The organism is Streptomyces graminilatus (assembly GCF_001418565.1).
In the GTDB taxonomy this organism is placed as follows: domain Bacteria; phylum Actinomycetota; class Actinomycetes; order Streptomycetales; family Streptomycetaceae; genus Streptomyces; species Streptomyces graminilatus.
On record NZ_LIQQ01000020.1, the window covers coordinates 32,505 to 53,253 of the forward strand.

The 20,749-nt window shown below is 71.0% G+C and carries 20 protein-coding genes and 2 pseudogenes; 10 read left to right on the forward strand and 12 right to left on the reverse strand.

Annotation, left to right across the window (positions count from 1 at the left end; all coding sequences use genetic code 11):
• Nucleotides 1-67 precede the first annotated feature (67 nt).
• From AOK08_RS02305 to AOK08_RS02315, 4 genes and pseudogenes are all read right to left on the reverse strand, one after another.
• Nucleotides 68-640 carry a hypothetical protein gene (locus AOK08_RS02305; protein ID WP_055523108.1) on the reverse strand — a complete coding sequence of 191 codons (573 nt, stop codon included), beginning with the start codon at nucleotides 638-640 and terminating at the stop codon, nucleotides 68-70.
• Nucleotides 641-710: 70 nt separating this feature from the next.
• Nucleotides 711-863: pseudogene (locus AOK08_RS46980) on the reverse strand (STM4011 family radical SAM protein); the annotation flags it as partial.
• A gap of 20 nt (nucleotides 864-883) precedes the next feature.
• Nucleotides 884-1,612, reverse strand: a complete 729-nt coding sequence (locus AOK08_RS02310; RefSeq protein WP_055523110.1) for a hypothetical protein — start codon at nucleotides 1,610-1,612, stop codon at nucleotides 884-886.
• Nucleotides 1,613-1,700: 88 nt separating this feature from the next.
• The gene (locus AOK08_RS02315; RefSeq protein ID WP_241826780.1) at nucleotides 1,701-2,546 is read right to left on the reverse strand and encodes a PaaX family transcriptional regulator; all 846 of its coding nucleotides are present in this window, start codon (nucleotides 2,544-2,546) and stop codon (nucleotides 1,701-1,703) included.
• A gap of 334 nt (nucleotides 2,547-2,880) precedes the next feature.
• On the opposite strand from AOK08_RS02315, the gene AOK08_RS02320 reads away from it, so the two are divergent.
• The 4 genes from AOK08_RS02320 to AOK08_RS02335 are packed head-to-tail and all read left to right on the forward strand — an operon-like array spanning nucleotide 2,881 to nucleotide 6,320.
• Nucleotides 2,881-3,861, forward strand: a complete 981-nt coding sequence (locus AOK08_RS02320) for an ABC transporter substrate-binding protein (RefSeq protein ID WP_055523112.1) — start codon at nucleotides 2,881-2,883, stop codon at nucleotides 3,859-3,861.
• Nucleotides 3,858-4,682, forward strand: coding sequence for an ABC transporter permease (locus AOK08_RS02325; protein ID WP_241826781.1), 825 nt, complete (start codon nucleotides 3,858-3,860; stop codon nucleotides 4,680-4,682). The genes AOK08_RS02320 and AOK08_RS02325 overlap by 4 nt, the downstream gene beginning before the upstream one ends.
• Nucleotides 4,679-5,461 (forward strand): ABC transporter permease, encoded by a 783-nt coding sequence (locus AOK08_RS02330; protein ID WP_055523114.1) that lies wholly within the window; start codon nucleotides 4,679-4,681, stop codon nucleotides 5,459-5,461. Before AOK08_RS02325 ends, AOK08_RS02330 begins: the two co-directional genes overlap by 4 nt.
• A gap of 13 nt (nucleotides 5,462-5,474) precedes the next feature.
• Nucleotides 5,475-6,320 carry an ABC transporter ATP-binding protein gene (locus AOK08_RS02335; RefSeq protein ID WP_055523116.1) on the forward strand — a complete coding sequence of 282 codons (846 nt, stop codon included), beginning with the start codon at nucleotides 5,475-5,477 and terminating at the stop codon, nucleotides 6,318-6,320.
• A gap of 16 nt (nucleotides 6,321-6,336) precedes the next feature.
• Here the strand turns inward: AOK08_RS02335 and AOK08_RS02340 are convergent.
• Nucleotides 6,337-6,891, reverse strand: a pseudogene (locus AOK08_RS02340) (helix-turn-helix transcriptional regulator); the annotation flags it as partial.
• Between AOK08_RS02340 and AOK08_RS02345 the strand changes: the two are divergent.
• The 4 genes from AOK08_RS02345 to AOK08_RS02360 all read left to right on the forward strand — a co-directional run bounded on the left by AOK08_RS02345 (nucleotide 6,851) and on the right by AOK08_RS02360 (nucleotide 11,662).
• Entirely contained in the window at nucleotides 6,851-7,273 is a 423-nt protein-coding gene (locus AOK08_RS02345; protein ID WP_055523118.1) for a VOC family protein, read from the forward strand. The pseudogene AOK08_RS02340 and the gene AOK08_RS02345 overlap by 41 nt on opposite strands.
• A 93-nt stretch (nucleotides 7,274-7,366) precedes the next feature.
• On the forward strand, nucleotides 7,367-8,740 hold the full coding sequence (locus AOK08_RS02350; protein ID WP_055523120.1) for a cryptochrome/photolyase family protein: 1,374 nt from the start codon (nucleotides 7,367-7,369) through the stop codon (nucleotides 8,738-8,740).
• Between the two features lie 103 nt (nucleotides 8,741-8,843).
• Entirely contained in the window at nucleotides 8,844-9,821 is a 978-nt protein-coding gene (locus tag AOK08_RS02355) for a PhzF family phenazine biosynthesis isomerase (protein WP_241826782.1), read from the forward strand.
• Nucleotides 9,822-9,910: 89 nt separating this feature from the next.
• Nucleotides 9,911-11,662: a serine/threonine-protein kinase gene (locus AOK08_RS02360; RefSeq protein ID WP_055523122.1), complete on the forward strand. Its 1,752-nt coding sequence runs from the start codon at nucleotides 9,911-9,913 to the stop codon at nucleotides 11,660-11,662.
• 25 nt (nucleotides 11,663-11,687) lie between these two features.
• Here the strand turns inward: AOK08_RS02360 and AOK08_RS02365 are convergent, their stop codons facing one another.
• From AOK08_RS02365 to AOK08_RS02380, 4 genes are all read right to left on the reverse strand, one after another.
• Entirely contained in the window at nucleotides 11,688-13,400 is a 1,713-nt protein-coding gene (locus AOK08_RS02365) for a SulP family inorganic anion transporter (protein ID WP_055523123.1), read from the reverse strand.
• A gap of 87 nt (nucleotides 13,401-13,487) precedes the next feature.
• Nucleotides 13,488-14,177 carry a GntR family transcriptional regulator gene (locus AOK08_RS02370; protein ID WP_055523125.1) on the reverse strand — a complete coding sequence of 230 codons (690 nt, stop codon included), beginning with the start codon at nucleotides 14,175-14,177 and terminating at the stop codon, nucleotides 13,488-13,490.
• 36 nt (nucleotides 14,178-14,213) lie between these two features.
• Nucleotides 14,214-14,954, reverse strand: coding sequence for a cysteate racemase (cuyB, locus tag AOK08_RS02375; protein ID WP_241826783.1), 741 nt, complete (start codon nucleotides 14,952-14,954; stop codon nucleotides 14,214-14,216).
• Nucleotides 14,951-16,273 carry a dicarboxylate/amino acid:cation symporter gene (locus AOK08_RS02380; RefSeq protein ID WP_063793992.1) on the reverse strand — a complete coding sequence of 441 codons (1,323 nt, stop codon included), beginning with the start codon at nucleotides 16,271-16,273 and terminating at the stop codon, nucleotides 14,951-14,953. Before AOK08_RS02380 ends, cuyB begins: the two co-directional genes overlap by 4 nt.
• Before the next feature lie 240 nt (nucleotides 16,274-16,513).
• Between AOK08_RS02380 and AOK08_RS02385 the strand changes: the two genes are divergently transcribed.
• Both AOK08_RS02385 and AOK08_RS02390 read left to right on the forward strand, forming a co-directional pair.
• Nucleotides 16,514-17,299 carry a carbonic anhydrase gene (locus tag AOK08_RS02385; RefSeq protein ID WP_055523148.1) on the forward strand — a complete coding sequence of 262 codons (786 nt, stop codon included), beginning with the start codon at nucleotides 16,514-16,516 and terminating at the stop codon, nucleotides 17,297-17,299.
• A gap of 189 nt (nucleotides 17,300-17,488) precedes the next feature.
• A complete protein-coding gene (locus AOK08_RS02390) occupies nucleotides 17,489-18,331 on the forward strand; it encodes an SMP-30/gluconolactonase/LRE family protein (protein WP_055523150.1) in 843 nt (280 codons plus the stop codon).
• A gap of 47 nt (nucleotides 18,332-18,378) precedes the next feature.
• On the opposite strand, the gene AOK08_RS02395 is transcribed toward AOK08_RS02390, so the two are convergent.
• The 3 genes from AOK08_RS02395 to AOK08_RS02405 all read right to left on the reverse strand — a co-directional run.
• The gene (locus AOK08_RS02395; protein ID WP_055523129.1) at nucleotides 18,379-19,251 is read right to left on the reverse strand and encodes an SCO2400 family protein; all 873 of its coding nucleotides are present in this window, start codon (nucleotides 19,249-19,251) and stop codon (nucleotides 18,379-18,381) included.
• Between the two features lie 293 nt (nucleotides 19,252-19,544).
• Complete coding sequence (locus AOK08_RS02400) at nucleotides 19,545-20,543, reverse strand: aldo/keto reductase (protein WP_055523131.1); 999 nt, start codon at nucleotides 20,541-20,543, stop codon at nucleotides 19,545-19,547.
• A 29-nt stretch (nucleotides 20,544-20,572) separates the two neighbouring features.
• On the reverse strand, nucleotides 20,573-20,749 hold a 177-nt coding region (locus tag AOK08_RS02405), incomplete at its 5' end, for an SDR family oxidoreductase (protein WP_157876532.1).

A 20,749-nucleotide genomic window follows, 5' to 3' on the forward strand; every position in this document is an offset into this window, starting at 1 on the left:
ATCACTTCCGGTCGGGGCGGGGTGCGAGCGGCTCGGACGGCGGCTCCCGTCGGGTGTATTCAACCGGTCAGAGGGCGAATGCCTCGGTGAGGCGCACGCTGTACCCGTCCTCCTCCATCAGGACGACGGTGACCCCGAAGGGGGACGGATGGTCGATCTCCAGCGGGATGAACGAGTAGTCGACCGCGGCCCGGACCGGCGGGATCAGTTCGCCGCCCGGCTGGGGTTCGGGCGCGGGCAGCCACCGGGGTTCGACCACGGCCGGGTCCCCGGGGGAGCGGTCGAGGGCCTGCTCGGTGTAGGGGAAGCGGTGCAGGGTGTGGCCGTCCTTCGTGGCGTGCACCATGTTCAGGCAGGGTGCCGGGTCGGCGGCCGGCAACTCGCAGGCCGCCGCTACGTCCTGGGTCTCCCAGGCGAGGACGACCTCGTCGGCGCCGGCCGCCGCGGCGATGTTGGACAACTGGGCGATGCCCGTGAGCGCGTCCTTGCCGGTCTCGACGGGACGCAGCCAGATCAGGCCGACCAGTTCACCGCGGACCAGCGGCATGACGACCGGCCGGGGCACGGCCCCTTCACCCAGGCCCGCGGTGTACGCGTTCTTCATCGAGGCGGCCAGTGCGTCCCAGGTCTGCGTGTCCACGAACTTCCTCTCACCAACAGCACGTTCACGATCCAGGCGACCCTGTCACGGCGGCCGTCGTCGACGCCAGTCAGGACGGGACCAGTGGCAGGAGCGGCCGGTCCGGGAGGGCCCGGGGAACGCGCTCCGGGACGCCGCCCGCGAACACGTCGTGCAGTGGCGGCGTCTCCAGGTGCACATGTCCGATGGGGTAGCCGCAGACGTCCAGAGGACAGGGGCAGGGACAGGGACAGGGGCAGGCCCCTAGGCCTGTTCCAGCTTCTTGACCTGCGCGGAGACCAGTTCCTCCGGCACTTCCGCGGCGGATCCGGTGCCGCTCACCGTGGAGAACGTGACGACCGTGGCGCCGCTGCGCACGACCACGAAGGCGTCCGAGGAGTCACCCCGGGTCTGCAGGGTGAAGGCGACGGCGTCGTCCCCCGCGTCGGGTGCGGTGGCTGCCTTGGCGGTGGTGCGGGCGGGTACGCCACCCTCCCAGGCGGTGCACTCCTTCACGGCGGTGCGCAGACCGTCGAGGACGCCCTCGGCATCGGGCTGGTCGTAGGCCATCAGACCGATGGTGGTGGCGGAGCCGGCCGACGAGCCGGAGGTGGCGTAGGCGAGGAGGCCGACGAACTCCTTGGGCGCCGGCTTCGGGGAGGCGGTGCGCATGTTCTCCAGTGGCTGGCAGGCCGCGGGCCGGGCGGTCCCGCCGCCGGCGGGCTTCGCGGGGAAGGCGGTGACCTGGAAGCCGTCCGCGTCGGTGCCGGACAGTGCCGCGGACTTCAACTGAGCGGCGTCCAGCGGATCGGCGGCGGCCTCGGACTCCTTCACGGGCGCCGGCTTCGACGCGGACGCGGGTGCGGAGACGGACGGGGAGGTGGACGGGGATGACTTCGCGTCGGAATCGCCGTCGCCGCCACCGCCCCCACATCCGGCAACCAGAACCGAGGTGAAGAGGAGTGCCGCCAACTCGATCTGTCTGATACGCACTTGATGACTCCCTGATCGCGATTCCGGATCGAATGGATCATCATCACTTCATACGTGTGGTGATTACGCGGGTTTTACCGACACGTGATCATTGAGCGGACAGCGCCAGGAGTTCGGCGGCCATCCGGCGGGCGGGGGTCTCGGTCTGTCGCGCGATGCGGTGGAAGGTCTCCTGGGCCGGGCGGGCCGGCCAGTCGGGCGGCAGGTGGCGGGCGGGCAGCCGTGGGTCGGTGCGGATGATGTCGAGCCATTCGCTGATCAGCCGCAGCCGGGCGCCGAGCGCGTCGCCGGACCCGTTCTCCGGCCAGGCGGACCAGCGTTCGTCGAAGTCCGCGTACCGGGCGCCGACACCGCCCAGGTCCCAGGTGTCACGGATCATCAGGCCGATGTCGGTGGCGTCGTCGGCCGTGGCGTGGAAGATCTTGACGTGGGCGGTGAGACCGAGTTCGGCGACGAGTGACGAGGCGTCGGTGTCACCGGGAGCGATCCACAGCCCGCTGTACAGGGCGCCGAAGCCCGACCAGGTGAGCCGGGAGCGCAGATCGTGCCGCTGGCGCTGCCAGGACTCGGGCAGGGAGAAGCCGAGCAGTGTCCAGGTGCCGTCCCAGTCCTCGTTGACGGCACCGGTCTGCCACAGACGCCGTTTGCCGTCCCAGAGGATCTGTTCCGTCTGCGCGGTCAGGCCGAAGTGCATACGGCGCCCCTGCCGCTGACGCCGCAACAGGCCCCGGTTGACCATGCGGGTGAGGGTGGACCTGACGGCGTGTTCCCCGACTCCGGCGCGGGCGAGGACATCGATGATGCTGCCCGAGTACACGGGGCCGAGTCCCTCCTCCAGGACGTAGCTGCCGAAGAAGGCGAACAGGAGCGACTGCGGGCGCGGCTGCGGTGCGGCGGAGATCTCCACGGCGGCCTGCGGGGTCTGGTCGTGCACGTCGGAAAGGGTACGGCCGTCCGGCAGGTCCCCGGTGCCGGGGTGGACGGGCGAGTTCACGCGGATGCCGGACCGACGGGGCCACGGATTCTCGTGCGGGGCTGCACAGGCGTAACTCCCTTTTGGGTGGGCTTCGTTGGGTGATGTTCGTGCTCGTCGAAGTTGTCGGGGCCTCTCTTGTCCGGAGTGCTGACAGCGCGAACATAGGTGTGTACATTGCGGCCGTCAAGAAAGTGCACAACATGCGGGTCGCGGGTCCGCCTGACCCACTCCCGTCCCGTCCGTCGTATCGGCGCGTTCCCCCCATTCCGCATCGCTCCCGTCAGGAGAGACCATGCAAAGGCGCGTTCTCGGGTTTGCCGCAGCAATAGCCGTCACGATCGCCGGCGTGGCCGGATGCGGATCCTCGGATCCGGCGGACAGCGGTTCGCCGTCCTCGGGCGGCGGCAAGGACACGAAGGTCAAGATCGGCGTCATCCCCATCATCGATGTGGCCCCGCTCTATCTGGGCCAGAAGAAGGGGTTCTTCGGCAGCCGGGGCATCGAACTGGAGATGGTGAGCGCCCAGGGTGGCGCGGCGATCATCCCCGGCGTGCTGGGCGGCCAGTTCCAGTTCGGGTTCAGCAACACCACGTCGCTGATGCTCGCCCAGGTCAAGGGCGTCCCGATCAAGTCCGTGGTCAACGGCGCCGCCTCCAACGGCAAGGTCGGGGCCGATGTCACCGGGGTCGCCGTCAAGAAGGACAGCCCGATCAAGTCCGCCAAGGACCTCGCCGGGCACACCGTCGCCGTCAACACCCTGCAGAACATCGGGTCCACCACGGTGCGCGAGTCGGTCCGCAAGGCCGGCGGTGACCCGTCGAAGGTCACGTTCGTCGAGATGCCGTTCGACCAGATGCCGGCCGCGCTGGACGGCGGGCGGGTGGACGCCGCCTGGATGGGCGATCCCGCGATGACGATCGCCAAGGCGCAGGGCGCCCGGGTGGTGGCCTCACCGTTCGCCGAGACGGACCCGAAACTCACCGTGGCGACCTACTTCACCTCCGTCCAGCTCACGAAGCAGAAGCCCGACCTGGTCAAGAAGTTCGCCGATGCCATGAGCGAGTCGCTCCAGTACGCCACCGACCACCCGGACGAGGCCCGCCAGATCCTCACCACCTACACGAAGCTCAGCGGCGACGTCCTGAACAAGGTCACGCTGCCCGACTGGCCGGCTCAGGTCGACATGGCCTCGCTGGAGAAGCTCGCCTCCCTCGGTGAGCAGGACGGCCTCTTCGGCGGCAAGAAGCCCGACCTGAACGCCCTGTTCTCATGACCCCCGGCGCCGTCACCCCCGGCGCGGCCCCCGCCCGGCGACTGCCGGAGCGGGCCCTCGCCCCGCTGCGCGGCCTCGCGGGACTCGCCGGGCTGGTCGCCGTACTCGAAGTGCTGCCGCACACCGGCCTGGTGTCGGCCGGCTATCTGCCGCCGGCCTCCGAGACCGTCCGCGCCCTGTGGCACCTGCTCGCCGAACAGACGTTCTGGACCGCGCTCGGCGACACCCTCACCGGCTGGGGCCTCGGCCTGGCCGTCTCCGTCGTGGCGGGCGTGGCGGCCGGACTGGTCATCGGCTCCGTACCCGTACTGCGCGCGGTCACCGCCTCCACCATCGAGTTCCTGCGCCCCATCCCGTCCGTCGCCCTGATCCCCGTAGCCGTCCTGCTCTACGGCGCCGACCTCAGGTCCAAGCTGCTGCTCGTGGTGTACGCCGCCTTCTGGCAGGTGATCGTCCAGGTGCTGGCCGGCATCCAGGACGTCGACCCGGTCGCGGACGACACCGCCCGCAGCTATCACCTCGGCACCTGGGGACGCCTGCGCCACGTCATGTGGCCCACCGCCCTGCCGTACGTGATGACGGGCGTACGGCTGGCCGCGACCGTCGCCCTCATCCTCGCCGTCACCGCCGAACTCGTCATCGGCGCACCCGGACTCGGCCAGGAGATCGCCGTCGCCCAGTCCTCCGGAGCCGTGCCGCAGGTCTACGCCCTGGTCCTGGTCACCGGGCTGCTCGGCGTCGCCGTCAACCTGGTGGCGCGAGCCGTCGAGCGCCGGGCGCTGCACTGGCACCAGTCCGTACGCACGGAGGTGACCGGATGAGCGTCCGCACCGTCCTGCGCCGCGCCCTGCTCCTCCTGGGCCTGCCCGCCGCCCTCCTCGCCGTGTGGTGGTACGCCACCGCCGGCAGCACCGACTTCTACGTACCGCCGCTGTCCGCCATCCTGGAAGCGTTCGGGAAGGTCTGGACGGCGGACCGGCTGCTGTCCGACGTCGTACCGAGCCTCCTGCGCCTCGCCGCCGGCTACCTCCTCGCGGTGGCGGCCGGAGTGGGGCTCGGCCTGGTGATCGGCACACGCCGGGTCGTACGGGAGTTCCTCGAACCGGTCCTCGAACTCTTCCGGGCGATCCCGCCGCCCGTGCTCGTACCGGTGATCATGCTGTTCGCGGGTATCGGCGACACCATGAAGGTGCTCGTCATCGTCAGCGGCTGCGTGTGGCCGATCCTGCTCAACACCGTCGAGGGCGTCCGAGCCGTGGACGAGGTGCTCGACGACACCTGCCGGTCCTACGGCATCACCGGCACCGCCCGGCTGCGGCACCTGGTGCTGCGCGCGGCGAGCCCGCAGATCGTCACCGGCATGCGCCAGGCCCTGTCGATCGGGATCATCCTCATGGTCATCAGCGAGATGTTCGCCGCGAGCAACGGCCTGGGCTTCACGATCGTGCAGTTCCAGCGTTCGTTCGCCATCCCCGAGATGTGGAGCGGCGTCCTGCTCCTCGGCACTCTCGGTTTCCTCCTCTCCCTGCTCTTCCGGTTCGCCGAGAACCGGGTCCTGGCCTGGTACCACGGCCTGCGCCGCGACCGGCGCACCCCCTGAAACGGAGCCGTCGATGCTCGACGTACGCAATCTGCGGAAGATCTACACCGGACGGAACCGCAACGTCGAAGCCCTGCGGAACCTGACGTTCCATATCGGTGCCGGTGAACTCGTCTGCCTGGTCGGCCCGTCGGGATGCGGCAAGACGACGCTGCTGAAGTGCATGGCCGGACTGCTCGTCCCCACCGACGGCGAAGTCCTCCTGGACGGACGCCCGGTCGACGGGCCCCCGCCCGGGATGGCGGTCGTCTTCCAGGAGTACGGCCGCTCCCTGTTCGCCTGGATGAACGTCCGCGACAACGTCGCCCTCCCGCTGCGCCGCAAGAAGCTCGGCAAGGCACGGACACGGGAACTGGTGGACCACGCGCTCGACGTCGTGGGCCTGGCCGACGCCCACCAGGCCTACCCCTGGCAGTTGTCGGGCGGTATGCAGCAGCGCGTCGCCATCGCGCGGGCCGTCGCCTTCGAACCGAAGGTGCTGCTGATGGACGAGCCCTTCGCGGCCGTCGACGCCCAGACCCGAGCCGAACTGGAGGACCTCATCCGGCAGTTGTGGCGGGAACTCGGCGTCACCGTGCTGTTCGTCACCCACGACATCGACGAGGCCGTCTACCTCGGCCAGCGCACCGTCATCCTGTCCAAGTCGCCCACCGTCGTGCGGGAGGACCTGGCGATCGACCTCCCCGACGAACGCGACCAGTTGCACACCCGCTCCAGCCCCCGCTTCGCGGAACTCCGCGCGCACGTCTACGAACAGATCCAGCTCGCGAAACACCACAGCGGCGACACGGACACCGAGCCCGTGGACCGGACCCCCGGGTCCGCGCCCGCACCCGCACTGCAGAAGACACAACCCTGAGCGGCCTGGTACCGGGTCACCGTGACCGAGAAGCCGATCGCCGGACGGAGCCGGACGAAGCCTGACGGGGTGATTCCGCCGGTTCTCGGGGCGTCGCGGCGGTCCCTGGTCGTGCGACGGGTACGGCGCGGGCGTAGCGGGTGGCGAGGCCTGCGCATGCCGTGGCCAGTCGGGGTGGGCCGATGACCTCGAAGTCGGCGTCGAAGCGGCCGATGGCGGCGGCGAGTCCGGTCCACGACCAGGACCCGAGGGCGAGCCGGCAGTGATGGGGGCCGAGTTCCTCGACGATTCCGTCCTGGGCGAAGGGCGCGACCTGGGCGGCCGGGAGGCGGAGGACCACTTCGCCGTTGCAGGGCCAGTCGGTGACGGTGCCGTCGTTGCCGCGGAACCGGCTGCTGACGAAGGCGGAGACGTTGCCGCCGGGGACTTCGCGCGGGGTGAAGCGGGGGCCGGTGGGTGTGCGGGGCCGGACGCGGTCGACGCGGAAGACGCGCCAGTCCTCGCGGTCGAGGTCCCAGGCCACGAGGTACATGTCCGTCACGACCACCACCCACCTCAACTTCCGGGGCACCGCACGCCAGGCGCTGGACTTCTACGAGTCCGTCTTCGGCGGGCGCACGGTCGCCGTCACCTACAAGGACGCGGGGGCCGTGCGCGACGAGAGCGAGGCGGACTGGGTGATGTGGGGCGAGGTGGCCGGAGACAACGGCTTCCACGTCATGGCCTACGACGTGCCCTCGCAACTGCCCTGGAACCAGGGCGAGAACCCGTTCTTCGTCTCCGTACGCGGTGACGACACCGCCGAGATCAGCTCCCTGTGGGGCGGACTCGCCGACGGGTCGACCATCGTGCGCCCGCTGGAGCCCGCCCCGTGGGCGCCGCTGTACGGCATGCTCACCGACCGCTTCGGCGTGACCTGGGTCCTGGACGTCACCGCCCCCCGCAACGAATGAGCGGTCGCCCGCGATCCACCTGGAGTGGATCGCGGGCCCTTGGGCCGGACTGGGGCAGAATCCTGACTTCCACAGCCCCCCGGAGTGCGCACCATGAACGTCTCGGTCGTCCTGTTCACCTCAGACCTGCGCCTGCACGACCATCCGCCGCTGCGGGCCGCCCTGGCCGACGGCCGCGAAATCGTCCCGCTGTTCGTGCGGGACCCGGCAGTCGACGCCGCCGGGTTCGCCGTACCCAACCGCCTGGCCTTCCTCGCCGACTGCCTGAACGACCTCGACACCGGTCTGCGCGAACGGGGCGGACGGCTGGTCGTACGCCACGGCGGCCTCGTCGGCGAGGTGTGCCGGGTCGCCGCCGAGGCGGGCGCCGACGAGGTGCACATGGCGGCCGACGTCAGCGCCCACGCCCGCCGGCGCGAGGACCGGCTGCGCCGCGCCCTGGAGGCGGACGGCGTACGGCTGCTCGTGCACGACACGGTGACCTGTGCCGTCGCCCCGGGGGCCGTGGTGCCGGCCGCTTCGGACCACTTCGCCGTCTTCACACCGTACTTCCGGCACTGGTCGCGCCGGCCGCTGCGGGAGCCGCTCGCGGCGCCACGGGCAGTACGGGTGCCGGAGGGCGTCGGATCCGCGCCCCTGCCGTCCCGGCGCGCTCTGCCGGGCCTCTCGGAGGGGCTCGCGGCGGGCGGCGAGACCGAGGGCCGCGCCCGGCTCACCGCCTGGCTGCGCGGCAAGGTGGCGTCGTACGAGGACGGACATGACGACCTGGCGGGCGACGCCACCTCCCGGCTCTCCCCGCATCTGCACTTCGGCACCCTCTCCTGCGTCGAACTCGTCCACCGGGCCCGCCGGGCGGGCGGACCGGGCGCCGACGCCTTCGTACGGCAGCTCGCCTGGCGCGACTTCCACCGCCAGGTGCTCGCGGCCCGCCCGGACGCGGCCGTCCGCGACTACCGCACCCGGAACGACCGCTGGCGCCCGGCGGCGGAGGCCCGGCAGGACGTCGAGGCGTGGCAGGAGGGCCGCACCGGCTACCCGATCGTCGACGCCGCGATGCGCCAGTTGCGGTACGAGGGCTGGATGCACAACCGGGGCCGCCTGCTGACCGCGAGCTTCCTCACCAAGACGCTGTACGTCGACTGGCGGGTCGGCGCCCGGCACTTCCTGGACCTGCTGGTGGACGGTGACGTCGCCAACAACCAGCTCAACTGGCAGTGGATGGCCGGCACCGGGACCGACTCACGGCCCAACCGGGTGCTCAACCCCGTCACCCAGGCCAAGCGGTACGACCCCGACGGCGCGTATGTGCACCGCTGGGTGCCCGAACTGCGGTCGCTGAAAGCCCCGGCGGTGCACGAGCCGTGGAAACAGCGCGGCCTGGACCGCGCCGCCCTCGACTACCCGGACCCGATCGTCGGCCTGCCGGACGGGCTCGACCGCTTCAAGAGGGCCCGGGGCCTGGACTGAGCCGCCGCCCGGCCGGCGCCGCACGGCACCGCCAGGGGACTGTGGCGGGCACCCTTACACCCCACAGGGAACAGCCGGCACCTCACCCCGTGTTCCCGCGACCATGACGACGAACCCGAACCCGAAGCCGAACCCGAAGCCGAACCCGAAGCCGAACCCGAAGCCGAACACGATCCCGAACGCGTCGAGGCCGGAGGTACTGCGTTACACCGCCTTCTCCACCTCACCCAGCGGCGGAAACCCCGCCGGAGTCGTCCTTGACGCCACCGCCCTGGACGACAGCGACATGCTGGCCATCGCCGCCGGCCTCGGATACTCGGAGTCCGCGTTCCTGACCGCGCCGCCTGAGGGCCTGGGCGGCGAGGAGGGCAGGGCGTACGGCATCCGCTACTTCAGCCCCAGGGCCGAGGTGCCGTTCTGCGGACACGCGACCGTCGCGACCGCCGTCGCCCTCGCGGAGCGACTGGGCCCCGGCGAACTGGTGTTCGCGACGCGCGCCGGCATCGTGCCGGTGGTGGTGGCCGACGAGGGCGGGACGCTCCGCGCCACACTCACCAGCGTCGAGCCGAAGACCGAGGAGATCGCCGACGCCGACCTGACGGAGGCACTGGCCGCGCTCGACTGGCCGGCCGCCGATCTCGACCCGGCCTTCCCGCCCCGGATCGCCTTCGCGGGCGCCCGCCACCTCGTTCTCGCGGCGGCGACGCGCGCCCGCCTCGCGGATCTCGCGTACGACTTCGAACGCCTCGAAGCCCTGATGCACCGCCTGGACCTGACGACGACCCAGTTGGTGTGGCGGGAGTCGGCCACGGTCTTCCACGTCCGTGACCCGTTCCCCGTCGGCGGCGTCGTCGAGGACCCGGCGACCGGCGCCGCGGCCGCCGCGTTCGGGGCGTACGCCCGTGAGCTGGGCCTGGTCCCCGAGGACGCTGTCCTCACCCTGCACCAGGGCGAGGACCTGGGCCGCCCCGGCGAACTCACGGTGACACTACGGGCGGGTGACCCGCGCGTCCGGGTGGGCGGTGCGGGAACCCGTATCACCTCAGCGCACGACGGAGGATCCAACAGCCTTGCCCCGTAAGCCAATTGAGGCCATGGCGTCGGTGTCCGCCGTAGCCGACGGTGGGCACCGTTCGAACTGTGCCGGTGGCGCCGTCTAGGCTCCCGTTCATGAGTGAGGCAGACAGAGGCACCGGGCGGCGGGTCGTCGACGGGCGCTTCGAGTTGGAGGCCCGCCTCGGCGGCGGCGGGATGGGTACCGTCTGGCGGGCCAGGGACGTGGTGCTCCACAGGCTGGTGGCGGTCAAGGAGGTCCGCCCGCCCGACCGGGACCTGGCCGAATACGATCCCGAGGGCGCGCGCATGCTGCGCGAACGGGTGCTGCGCGAGGCCAGGGCGCTCGCCAGGATCGACCATCCGAACGTCGTCACCATCCACCACATCGTCGACGGCGGCGAGGGCACCTACCCGTGGATCGTGATGGAGCTGGTCAGCGGCGGTTCACTGGCCGACCGGCTGACCCAGGGGCCGATGGCGCCGGCCGAGGCGGCGCGGACCGGCCGGGGAGTGCTGGCCGCGCTCACCGCCGCGCACGACGCCGGTATCGAGCACCGGGACGTCAAGCCCGCCAACGTGCTCCTGCGGCCCGACGGACGCCCGGTCCTCACCGACTTCGGCATCGCCGCGATCCGCGAGGCGACCAGCCTCACCGCCACGGGCTCCATCATCGGCACGGCCGACTTCATGGCACCCGAGCGCATCTCGGGGCACGAGGGCGGCGCCGCCTCCGACCTGTGGTCGCTGGCGATGATGCTGTACACCGCCGTGGAGGGCCACCACCCGCTGCGCCGCGGCACCACCCTGGCCACCCTCGCCGCGGTCCTCCACGACGAGGTGCCGCCGCCGGTCCGGTCCGGCGCCCTCGGCGACGTCCTGATGGGCGTCCTGGTGCGGGACCCCGCCGCGCGCCCGTCCGCCGGGACACTCGACGGGAAGCTGGCCGAGATCGAATCGGCTCCGGCCGCGTTCCCCGCATCGCGGGAAGAGGCGACCTCCTACCCCCTGGGTCCGCCGTCCGCCCCCTTGGCCCCTACGGCGCCTGCGGCCCCCGCGGATCCGCGCACCGCCTCCGCGCACGCCGCGTACGGCACATGGGGCGGAACCCACGCCCCGCAGACCGCTCCAGCGGGGTTCGGGCCGCCGCCGGTCCTCCCCGGTCCGGTCACGATCCAGCCGGTGACCACACCCGTACGGGCGGCCCGTCGCGGCGTCCCTGGCCTGCGGGCCCTGTGGGGTGTCTCCGGAGCCTCGCTCGCCGCCGTCCTCGTGTGGTGGCTGCTGCCCCTCGGCGGCGGCACGGGTGACAAGGACGCGGGTGCCCCGTCGTCCACACCGACCCCACGCCCGACGGTGTCGCGGACCACGACCACGACCACCCCGGCGGACGAGCAGTCCGAGGAGGCCCCGACCACCACACTGCTCACCCCGGCCGGCATCCGCACCGCCATCAAGGCGCTGGAGAAGGAGACCGGCCGTGACAGGTTCAGCGACTTCACCGTGTACGACGGGTACGCCAGCGCGGAGATGGTCGTCAACGGCAGCAACACCAAGTACGACAACTACACCTACCGCCTGGGGCAAGGCGTGGAGAAGAGCATCATCAGCGGTTCCGTGTTCAGTGGCGACCGGCCGATCGGTTTCGACGGCTTCAACTGGGACAAGGTTCCCGCGCTGCTGAAAGAGGCGAAGAACAAGCTGAACGTCGACCATCCGACCAGCCGCTACCTGGTGGTGAAACCGCCCAACGACACCTTCGACGAGCCGGCCGGGATGTCGGTCTACCTCAGTGACGACTACGGGTCCGGCTTTCTGCAGGCGGACCCGCAGGGCAAGGTGACCAGGGTGAATCCCGCCAAGGACTGACCGGGGGGGCGACCGGACCCGCGGTCTACCGATCCCGTTCCCACTCGCGGTACGCCGCCACGGCCGTCGGCAGAGTGGGGAAGACGAGATGGGCGCCGACGGACTCGGTCAGACCGTACGCGTCGAGATCGTGGCGAAGATCCTGCTTGACACGGGCGAGAGCGAAGACGATGCCCCGGCCGGACAGTTCGAGGCGCAGCGCGTCGACGGCGTCCAGGGCGGTGATGTCGACCTCGACATTGGCCTCGGTGTTGAGGACGAACCAGTGGACCGGGTCCTGCTGTTCGTCCACGGCGGCCAGGGCCCGGCGGTGGAAGTTCTCCGCGTTGGCGAAGAACAGGGGCGAGTCGTAGCGGTAGACCAGCAGCCCGGGGACCGTACGGGCCTGCGGATAGTCGTCCACGTCGTGCATGCCCGCCACCCCGGGCACCATCCCCTCGACCGCGTCGTGCGGGCGCGCCACCCGGGTCAGCAGCTCGGCCACCGACATTCCGACGGCGACCAGTACCCCGTACAGGATGTCCAGGGCGAGTACGCCGCCCAGGCAGCCGAGTGCCAGCAGCAGCTCACGGCGCCGGAAGGCCGCCAGCCGCCGGAAGCCCGCCAGGTCGATCATGCGCAGGGCGGCGTAGACGACGAGCGCGCCCAGAACGACCGAGGGCGTCCGGGCCAGCAGGGGACTCAGGAAGAGCAGGACGGCGAGGACGACAGCGGCGGCGACCAGGGAGTACGCCTGGGAGCGGGCGCCCGCCGAGGAGGCGAGCGCGGTGCGGCTGGCGCTGCTGCTGACCGGGAAACCGTGCACCGAACCGGCGCCCAGGTTGGCCGCGCCCATGGCTAGCAGCTCCTGGTTGGCGTCGAGCCCGGGGCCGTCGTCGACACGGCCGGTGAAGGCGCGTGCGGTGAGTATGAAGTCGGTGTAGCCGACGAGGAGGACACCGAGGGCCGGCAGCACCAGATGGGGCAGCTCGGTCAGGTCCGGGGCGGCCAGAGTGGGGAGCCCCGCCGGGATCTTCCCGATCACCTTGATCCTGTGGTGGTCGTCGAGGTCGAACACGACCACGGCCGCCGTCGCGAGGACCACGGCCAGCAAGGGGCCGGGGACGGCGCGGAAGTAGCGGACCACGGTGAGGAGGAAGGCGAGCAGAACCACGGCGAACAGCAGCGTGGGCACATGAATCCGCGACACATGCGTGACGAACGACCACAGTTGGGGGAAGAAGGCGGAGCCCGTGGTGCTGACGCCGGTGAGCTTCGGCAGCTGGTCCACGATCATGATCAGCGCCACGCCCGCCAGATAGCCGACCAGGACCGGCCGGGAGAGCAGGTCCGCGACAAAGCCCAGCCGCACCGCCCAGGCCACCACACACAGCAGCCCGACCGTGACCGCCAGGGTGGCGGCCAGTACGGCGTAGCGGCCGGGGTCTCCGGCGGCCAGCGGGCCGATCACGGTCGCCGTCATCAGCGCGGTCGTCGACTCGGGGCCGACCGACAGCAGTCGCGAGGTGCCGAACAGGGCGTACAGGGCGAGTGCGGGCAGGATCGCCCACAGCCCGGCGACGGGCGGCAGCCCGGCCACACCCGCGTACGCCATCACCTGCGGCACGAGATACGCGGCCACCGTCACCCCGGCCAGCAGATCGCCGCGCAGCCAGGTGCGCCGGTAGCCGAGGAGCACATGGACACCGGGCACCAGCCGGCGCCACACGGGAAGGGGTCTGCCCGGACTCTGGGACATGGGCCTCCTTGGCCTCCTTCTGCCGACCGACCTCATGATCCATGGACAGCCGGGACACCGCCAGGACTTCGGGACCGGGCGGCTGCGTCAGGGGGTGGCCGCTGTCCCGGTGAACTGGTTGGTGTCGAAGAGCTGGTTGATGTGACCGCCGAGTTCGGACCAGTGGTGTGCGGAGAGCTCGGCGGCGGCCCGGGCGTCGCCCCCGGCGCAGACCTCGATGAGCTGGTCGTGGTGCTCGATCGTGTTGCGACCGCCGAGGAGCGTGGAGAACTTGCGGTGGAGGATGCGATGAATCTGCGGGTGGAGCTGTTCGACGATACGGCTGAGCACGGGATTGTCGGCCGCGGCGATGGGGACGGCGTGGAAGCGGTCGTCGGCGGCGAGTGCCGCGGTGGTGTCGTTGACGGCGACAGCCTGTTCGAAGGCACGGTTGGCCGCGCGCATGCGCTCCAGGTCGTGCCCGGTCATGACGGGCACGGCTGTCTCGATGGCGAGCCGGTCGAGGGAGCGCAGAACGGCGAGGGTCTTTTCCACGTCCCGGCGGTTGAGCGTGGTGATACGGGTGTAGACCCCGGGTTTTGACTCGACCAGACCGATGTCGACCAGGCGGGCGAGCGCTTCGCGCACAGGAGTGCGGCTCAGTCCCAGGCGCTCGGCGAGCTCGCCGTCCTTGACCTTCTCGCCGGGGACGAGTTCCCCGCGCACGATCGAGTCGCGCAGTCGCTGGAAGACCTCGTCACTGAGGAGGCGGCGGGAGACGGGACTGTCGAGTGACATATTGCGTACAGTACATCGCGCCCGTGCCCCGCCGCCCTACGCGGCTGCCCCTCCGGCCCCGGCCCGGCGGACCAGGGCCCGCGCCAGGACGAGAGCCGGGTCGACGAGGGGGACGTCCACGGCGTCGGCGGGGAGACCGAGGGGGATCTCGGTGCAGCCCGCGATGACCGCCTGTGCGCCCTGCCCGGTGAGCCGCTGTGCGGCGCGGGCCAGCAGCGCGGTCGTCGTGGCGTCGTGGGTGCCCGCCTTGACCGCGCGGATGCCCGCCATGACCTCGCGGTCCTGGGCCGCCGTATCGGGCAGTACGAGGCGGATGCCGAGGCGGCCCAGCCATTCCTGATACAGACCGGCCCGGACGGTACCGGTGGTCGCCAGCAGGCCGGCCGTACGGACGTGCGGTCGCAACGCGGCCAGGTGCCGGGCGACCTCACCGATCATATGGACGATGGGCAGGCCGACATGTCCGGCGATGCGCGGGACGAAGGCGTGCGCGGTGTTGCAGGGAATGGCGATGACGGTGGCGCCGGCCTCGCGCAGGACACGGCTCCCGGCGAGCAGCCAGGGGGTGGGATCGGGGCCGTCTCCCAGCAGGGCCTCCGTACGGTCGGGAATCGTGGGGTCGGACCAGATGACCGTCCGGAGGTGGTCCTGGTCGCTGGAGCCCGGGGTGACCGAGACGAGCTTGGCGTAGAAGTCGGCGGTGGCCGCCGGGCCCATACCGCCCAGGATGCCGATGATCCCGGGAGCGGTCAGGGGGCCGGGGGAGGGGGTGCTCACTGGGCGGCTTCCTTCAGCGGGATCGTGCGTCCCGGCACGGCCGGGAGATCGGGTGCGTCCCGGCCGGCGCGCTTTGCCTCGCGGCGTTTCTCGGAGCTGTCGACCACGGCGGCGGCGAGTGAGTTGCCGATGACGTTCACGCCGGTGCGGGCCATGTCGACGATGAAGTCCACCCCGAGGAGCAGGGCGATGCCCTCGGCGGGCAGGCCGATCGAGTTGCCGGCCGCGATGAGCACGACGATGGAGGCGGACGCGACCCCCGCCATGCCCTTCGACAGGACCACCAGCACGCCGACCATGAGGAGGAGGGCGGGCAGCGAGGTGTCGGCGCCGTAGGCGTTGGCGAGGAAGACCAGGGCGGTGGCCTGGTAGAGGACGGAACCGTCGGTGTTGAAGGAGTAGCCGAGGGGGACGACGAAGGAGGTCGTCGACCGGCTGAGGCCGAACTCCTCGAGCCTGCCCATCAGTGGCGCCAGCACCGATTCGGAGCTGCGCGTGACGAAGGCGATCCCGGCGAGCCCGGCGACCGACTTCAGCAGATCGACGTAGCGGACGCGGAAGAGCGCGGCGATCAGCGGGAAGAGCAGGCCGATGACGATGGCCAGGCCCGCGTACACGACGCCGATGAAGCCCAGCAGGCTGCGCAGGTTGCCGAAGCCGTAGTGGGCGACGTCGTACGAGATGAAGCCGAGGACGCCCAGCGGCGCGACGCGGATGACGTATCCGACGACCTTGAACATGATGGCGGCGACGGACTCCAGCACCGCGGCGAAGGGCTCGGACTTCTCGCCGGTCGCGGCCATGGCGACGCCCACGAGGAGGGCGAAGACGATCGCTCCGAGCAGGTTGCCCTCGCCGAACGCGGCGAAGATGTTCTTCGGTACGGCGTGCAGGAGCAGCTCGTGGAAGTCGATGCCCTGGCTCAGACCGTCCAGGTCCTTGACGTCGGCTCCCCGGACGGGAGCGCCCTTGCCGATGCCCGCGAACCTGGCCAGACCCACGGCGATCAACAGGATGACGGTGGTGACGAGTTCGAAGTAGAGGATGGTCTTGCCGGCGATCCGGCCGACCTTCCTGACGGACTCCATGCGGGCGACGCCCAGCACGATGAGCGGAAAGACCAGGGGCAGAACGACGACCTGCACCAGGTTCAGGAACACCTCCCCGAGGATCTTCATCTGCTCGCCGACCACCGGGGCGAGGACGCCGACGAGCGAGCCGAGCCCGACGGCGATGACCGACTGGACTCCGATGGGTATCCGCGGACACCTTCGCCAGAAAGTGCCCGGGCTGCCTGGACGGGGGTGGGTGGTGTTCATGGAGCCTCCTGTCATATGCAATATATTGCGTTTTGCATGTTGAGTCGCCACAGTGGAGCAGAGGGGGCTGCCTGTCAAGAGGGGGCCGGCTGCCTGTCGAGACGGAGGCGGGTGATGGATTCCCCGAGCGGGCGGGCTCTCGTCAAGGGCTGATCTATGGGCCGGTAAGGGCGGTTCAACAGTTGATCATGAATTGGCAACCCGAACGGATGGGTGCCAGGCCGGACATATGTTCCCTTGGTGAACTCTGACCCGTTACCCCACAGTGCCGTCACCCCGCAGCGGATCGAATCCGCCGCCCCCGTCTCCGGCGCAACACCCCCTGCCCGGCGCACACTTCTGCGCGCCGCGCTCACCGGGACCGCCGCCCTCGGTGCCGGGCTGGCTGCCGGCGCCGGATCCGCGGTCGCCGCGCCCGCCACCGCCGCGCCGCGAAAGCGGCCCACCACCGCCGAGGAGGCTCTGCGGGAGCTTTCCGAGGGCAACCGCCGCTGGCGCGCCTTCCGCGAGCGGCACCCCGACGAGTCGCCCGCCGTCCGGCAGGCCCTGACGACCGGTCAGCACCCTTTCGCTCTCGTCCTCGGCTGCATCGACTCCCGGGTACCCCCGGAGATGGTCTTCGACCAGGGCCTCGGCGATCTGATGACCGTACGCAGCGGGGGCCAGGTCCTCGACGAAGCCGTGCTCGGCAGCCTCGCGTACGGCGTGCTCGAACTGGGGATCCCTCTGCTCATGGTGCTCGGCCACCAGTCGTGCGGAGCGGTGAAGGCCACCGTCCAGGCGGACGAGTCGGGCGCGAAACTGCCCGCCCACATCCAGTACCTGGCCGACCGGATCAGCCCGGCCATCGATCACGGCAAGACGGGCGACGCCCGCGTCGACGCGACGATCGACGCCAACATACGGCTCATACGGGCACAGCTCGCCGCGGAGCCCGACCTCGCCGCCAAGGTGGACTCGGGTGCCCTGGCCGTCGTCGGCGCCCGCTACGAGCTGACCACCCAGCGGGTGCACCGGATCTGCTGAACGTCGTACGCGGCGGTATGTGCCGGAGTCGGCCGCATCGGGCAGTCCCGGTGGCCGACTCCCCCTGGGGCCCGGCCCGGTCTCCGGGGAAGGCGATGTGCCGCGTTCGCGGTCCGGCGGGCGAGTCTGTGGCATGTTGAGACATCGGCGCAGACGCCGGGCAGGCTGAGGTGAAGGGCTGTGGTGAGGATGACCGAGGTGCGGACACTGCTCACCGGCAGGGGCCTGGTGGAATCGCCGCGCTGGCACGGCGACCGTCTGTACTTCTCCGACTGGTCCGCCGGCGAGGTCCTCTCGGTCGACCTCGCCGGCCACAGCGAGGTGATCGCGCGGGTGGCGTCGCTGCCGCTGTGCACCGCCTGGCTCCCGGACGGCCGGCTGGTGATCGTCTCGTCCCCCGAAGGGCTGCTGCTGCGCCGGGAGCCGGACGGCACCCTGGTCACGCACGCGGACCTCGGCCTGCCGGGCTGGAACGACATCGTGGTGGACGGCCGGGGCAACGCCTACGTCAACCGGGCCGGCTTCAACCCGATGGCGGGCGAGGCGGTCAAGCCCGGGTTCATCCATCTGGCCACACCCGACGGCTCCGTGCGGCAGGTGGCCGACGACATCGCGTTTCCCAACGGCATGGCGGTCACCCCGGACAACTCCACGCTGATCGTCGCGGACTCCTACCGCCACAGCCTGGTGGCCTTCGACATCGCTCCGGACGGCGGCCTGTCCAACCGGCGCGTCTGGGCCGACCTCGGGGAGGGCACCCCGGACGGGATCTGCGTCGACGCGCAGAACGCCGTCTGGTACGCCGATGTCCCCAACCAGTGCTGTGTGCGGGTCGGGGAGGGCGGCACGGTCCTGCGGACCGTGCCCCTGGACCGTGGCGGTTTCGCCTGTGCGCTGGGCGGTCCCGACGGCACGACCCTGTTCGTCGTGGCCGCCCGGTGGCAGGGCATGACCGAGCCCGAGCCGGTCGCGCCCGGCACGGGCCAGGTGCTCACCGTCCAGGTCACCGTGCCGGGAGCGGGCTGGCCGTAACCCGTGCGCGACGCCCGGCCGGGTCCGCCTCCGGGCACGGGATCAACTCAGCTCACGCACACCAGTCCGAGCAGACAGACCTCCTGCGACGACGAGGGCGTCGCGGACGTCGGGGCGGACCCGGACGGCGAGGGGCTAGCCGACGTGGTGTCCGTGCCCGATGTGCCGGTGCCGGTGCTGTCGCCCGTCGAAGGCGCGGGCGAGGCCGTGGTCCCCGTCGCGGTGCCTGTGGCCTCCGGCCTGGTGGAGACCGCGTGCGACCCGGCCGAGGACGTCACCACCGTCATGGGGGACGTGGCCTGCCTCTGGTGGATCACCTGTGCCGCAGGCGTGGCCTGGAGTGCGACGGAGACCTGCTCGTGGGGCCCGTTCGCCGTCGTGGCGGCGGACTGGGTGGCGAACGAGGTGTGCTGGGCCCGCTGCGGATCGGCCGGAGTCGACGGGACGGGTAGGGAATCCGTGATCTCTTGCTCCGCGATCCCCATGGGCTCCCTGTCCGGGGCGGAGGCCGCCTGGGTCCGGTCCGGTGCCTGACGGTTCAGCGACGCGACGGTCATGCCTCCCCCGACCAGGGCGACCGCGGTGGCTACCAGTGCTTTGCGCTGCGTCTTCTTCCAGCGCTCCCGCTGACGGCGCCGAGCCGCCCGGCCGTCAGGCGTGGGGGCGGGCACGTCCGCACTGTCGTACGGCTGCTCCTGCGGCGTCGAGCCGATTGCGTCGGCTTCCTCGGCGCCGTGATCGGACACGTAGGCGGAGTCGTCCCACAGGTGGACAGGGGCCTCCCACGTGGCCGCGTCCGTCACGGTGGCCAGGGCGGGAGCTCCGTCGGCGAGGTGAGTCATGTCCGGGGCGTAGACGCCGCACCCGGGGCACATGAGAGCGCCATTGAGATGCCGACAGCACGTGGAGCAGTAGTCCATCTACGGTCTTCCTGTGTTCACTCTCGCACGGATGAGCGAGTCCAGGGCAAACGTAGCGAGGCTTTCCAGAGGGTGTGTGCAGCCTGTGTGATGCTCCTGCGCAGATGCGTCCGGGAAGCGACCGCGATACGACACATTCGCGTGCCGTTTCTGCTGGTTGAGTGGCTTATGCCGGTGCGGTGCAGGTGGGAAATGCGGCGGCGTGGCCCGCCGGTCACCGGGGACAGGTCGTCCAACGGTGGTTCCGAGCGAGCCACGCCGTGATCATGCCGTGAGTGTGGAAACCGGTCCGGCTAGCCCTGGAGGCCGCTGCGGACGGGGACGTCGGCCCTGATCAGCCCCTGGTCCCGGAGATCGTCCCAGAGCGCCTGGGGGACGGCACGTCCGTGGAGTTCCACGTTCCGCGTCACCTGTGTGCGATCTCGCATGCCGAGCGTGACATTGACCGTACTCGGGTGGCTGAACGGGAAGGCCATCGCTGCGGCGGGGAGGGTGGTGCCGTGTTGTTCGCAGGCGTCGGCGATGGCCCGTGCGCGGTTGACGAGTTCGGGTGAGGCGTCCTGGTAGTCGTATTTCATGCCTTCGGCGGGCCGGTCGCGGGAGAGGAGGCCGGAGTTGAAGACGCCGACGGCGACGACGCTCTTGCCGTGTTCCAGCGCGGCGGGCAGCACGTCGTCGAGTGACGACTGGTCGAGGAGGGTGTAGCGGCCGGCGAGCATGACGATGTCGGCGGCGGTCTCGCGCAGGAAGCGGGCGAGCATCGCGGACTGGTTCATGCCGGCGCCGATCGCGCCGATCACTCCCTGGTCGCGGAGGTCGGCGAGGGCGGGCATGGCTTCGTCGGCGGCCTGTTGCCAGTGGTCGTCGGGGTCGTGGAGGTAGACGACGTCGAGGCGGTCGAGGCCGGTCCGCTCCAGTGTTGCCTCGATGGAGCGCAGGACGCCGTCGCGGCTGAAGTCCCACTGGCGGCGCAGGTCGTCGGGTACGGCGAAGCCGTCGGTGTCGACGCCCTGGGGGTGCTCGTTGGGGACAAGGAGTCGGCCGACCTTGGACGAGATGACGTACTCGTCGCGGGGCCTCTCCCGCAGGGCCGCCCCGAGGCGTTGTTCGGAGAGGCCGAGGCCGTAGTGGGGTGCGGTGTCGTAGTAGCGGATGCCCGCGTCCCAGGCCGCGTCGATCGCGGCCGCTGCGCCCTCGGCCGGGGTGACCCGGTAGAGGTTGCCGATGACGGAGGCACCGAACCCGAGTTCGGTGAGTTCGACGGAGGTGTTGTGGATCTTCCGGCGTCGCATGGCGTCCTCCTCGCCGTGTGCTTTGTCGTTCACCGGCCGAGCCAGCCGCCGTCGACGGGGAGGGTGGTGCCGTGGATGTAGTTGGCGGCGTCGGAGGCGAGGAAGACGGTGGCTCCGGCGAGGTCGTCGGCGTTGCCCCAGCGTCCGGCGGGGATGCGTTCGAGGATGGCCTTGCTGCGGGCCTCGTCGTCCTGGAGGGCCTGGGT

What these genes read in the sequence shown, in the direction of transcription:
- AOK08_RS02320 (WP_055523112.1), top strand. Translation starts at nt 2,881, where the DNA reads ATGCAAAGGCGCGTTCTCGGGTTTGCCGCAGCAATAGCCGTCACGATC.
- AOK08_RS02325 (WP_241826781.1), top strand. Translation starts at nt 3,858, where the DNA reads ATGACCCCCGGCGCCGTCACCCCCGGCGCGGCCCCCGCCCGGCGACTG.
- AOK08_RS02330 (WP_055523114.1), top strand. Translation starts at nt 4,679, where the DNA reads ATGAGCGTCCGCACCGTCCTGCGCCGCGCCCTGCTCCTCCTGGGCCTG.
- AOK08_RS02335 (WP_055523116.1), top strand. Translation starts at nt 5,475, where the DNA reads ATGCTCGACGTACGCAATCTGCGGAAGATCTACACCGGACGGAACCGC.
- AOK08_RS02345 (WP_055523118.1), top strand. Translation starts at nt 6,851, where the DNA reads ATGTCCGTCACGACCACCACCCACCTCAACTTCCGGGGCACCGCACGC.
- AOK08_RS02350 (WP_055523120.1), top strand. Translation starts at nt 7,367, where the DNA reads ATGAACGTCTCGGTCGTCCTGTTCACCTCAGACCTGCGCCTGCACGAC.
- AOK08_RS02355 (WP_241826782.1), top strand. Translation starts at nt 8,844, where the DNA reads ATGACGACGAACCCGAACCCGAAGCCGAACCCGAAGCCGAACCCGAAG.
- AOK08_RS02360 (WP_055523122.1), top strand. Translation starts at nt 9,911, where the DNA reads ATGAGTGAGGCAGACAGAGGCACCGGGCGGCGGGTCGTCGACGGGCGC.
- AOK08_RS02365 (WP_055523123.1), bottom strand. Translation starts at nt 13,400, where the DNA reads ATGTCCCAGAGTCCGGGCAGACCCCTTCCCGTGTGGCGCCGGCTGGTG.
- AOK08_RS02370 (WP_055523125.1), bottom strand. Translation starts at nt 14,177, where the DNA reads ATGTCACTCGACAGTCCCGTCTCCCGCCGCCTCCTCAGTGACGAGGTC.
- AOK08_RS02380 (WP_063793992.1), bottom strand. Translation starts at nt 16,273, where the DNA reads ATGAACACCACCCACCCCCGTCCAGGCAGCCCGGGCACTTTCTGGCGA.
- AOK08_RS02390 (WP_055523150.1), top strand. Translation starts at nt 17,489, where the DNA reads ATGACCGAGGTGCGGACACTGCTCACCGGCAGGGGCCTGGTGGAATCG.
- AOK08_RS02395 (WP_055523129.1), bottom strand. Translation starts at nt 19,251, where the DNA reads ATGGACTACTGCTCCACGTGCTGTCGGCATCTCAATGGCGCTCTCATG.
- AOK08_RS02400 (WP_055523131.1), bottom strand. Translation starts at nt 20,543, where the DNA reads ATGCGACGCCGGAAGATCCACAACACCTCCGTCGAACTCACCGAACTC.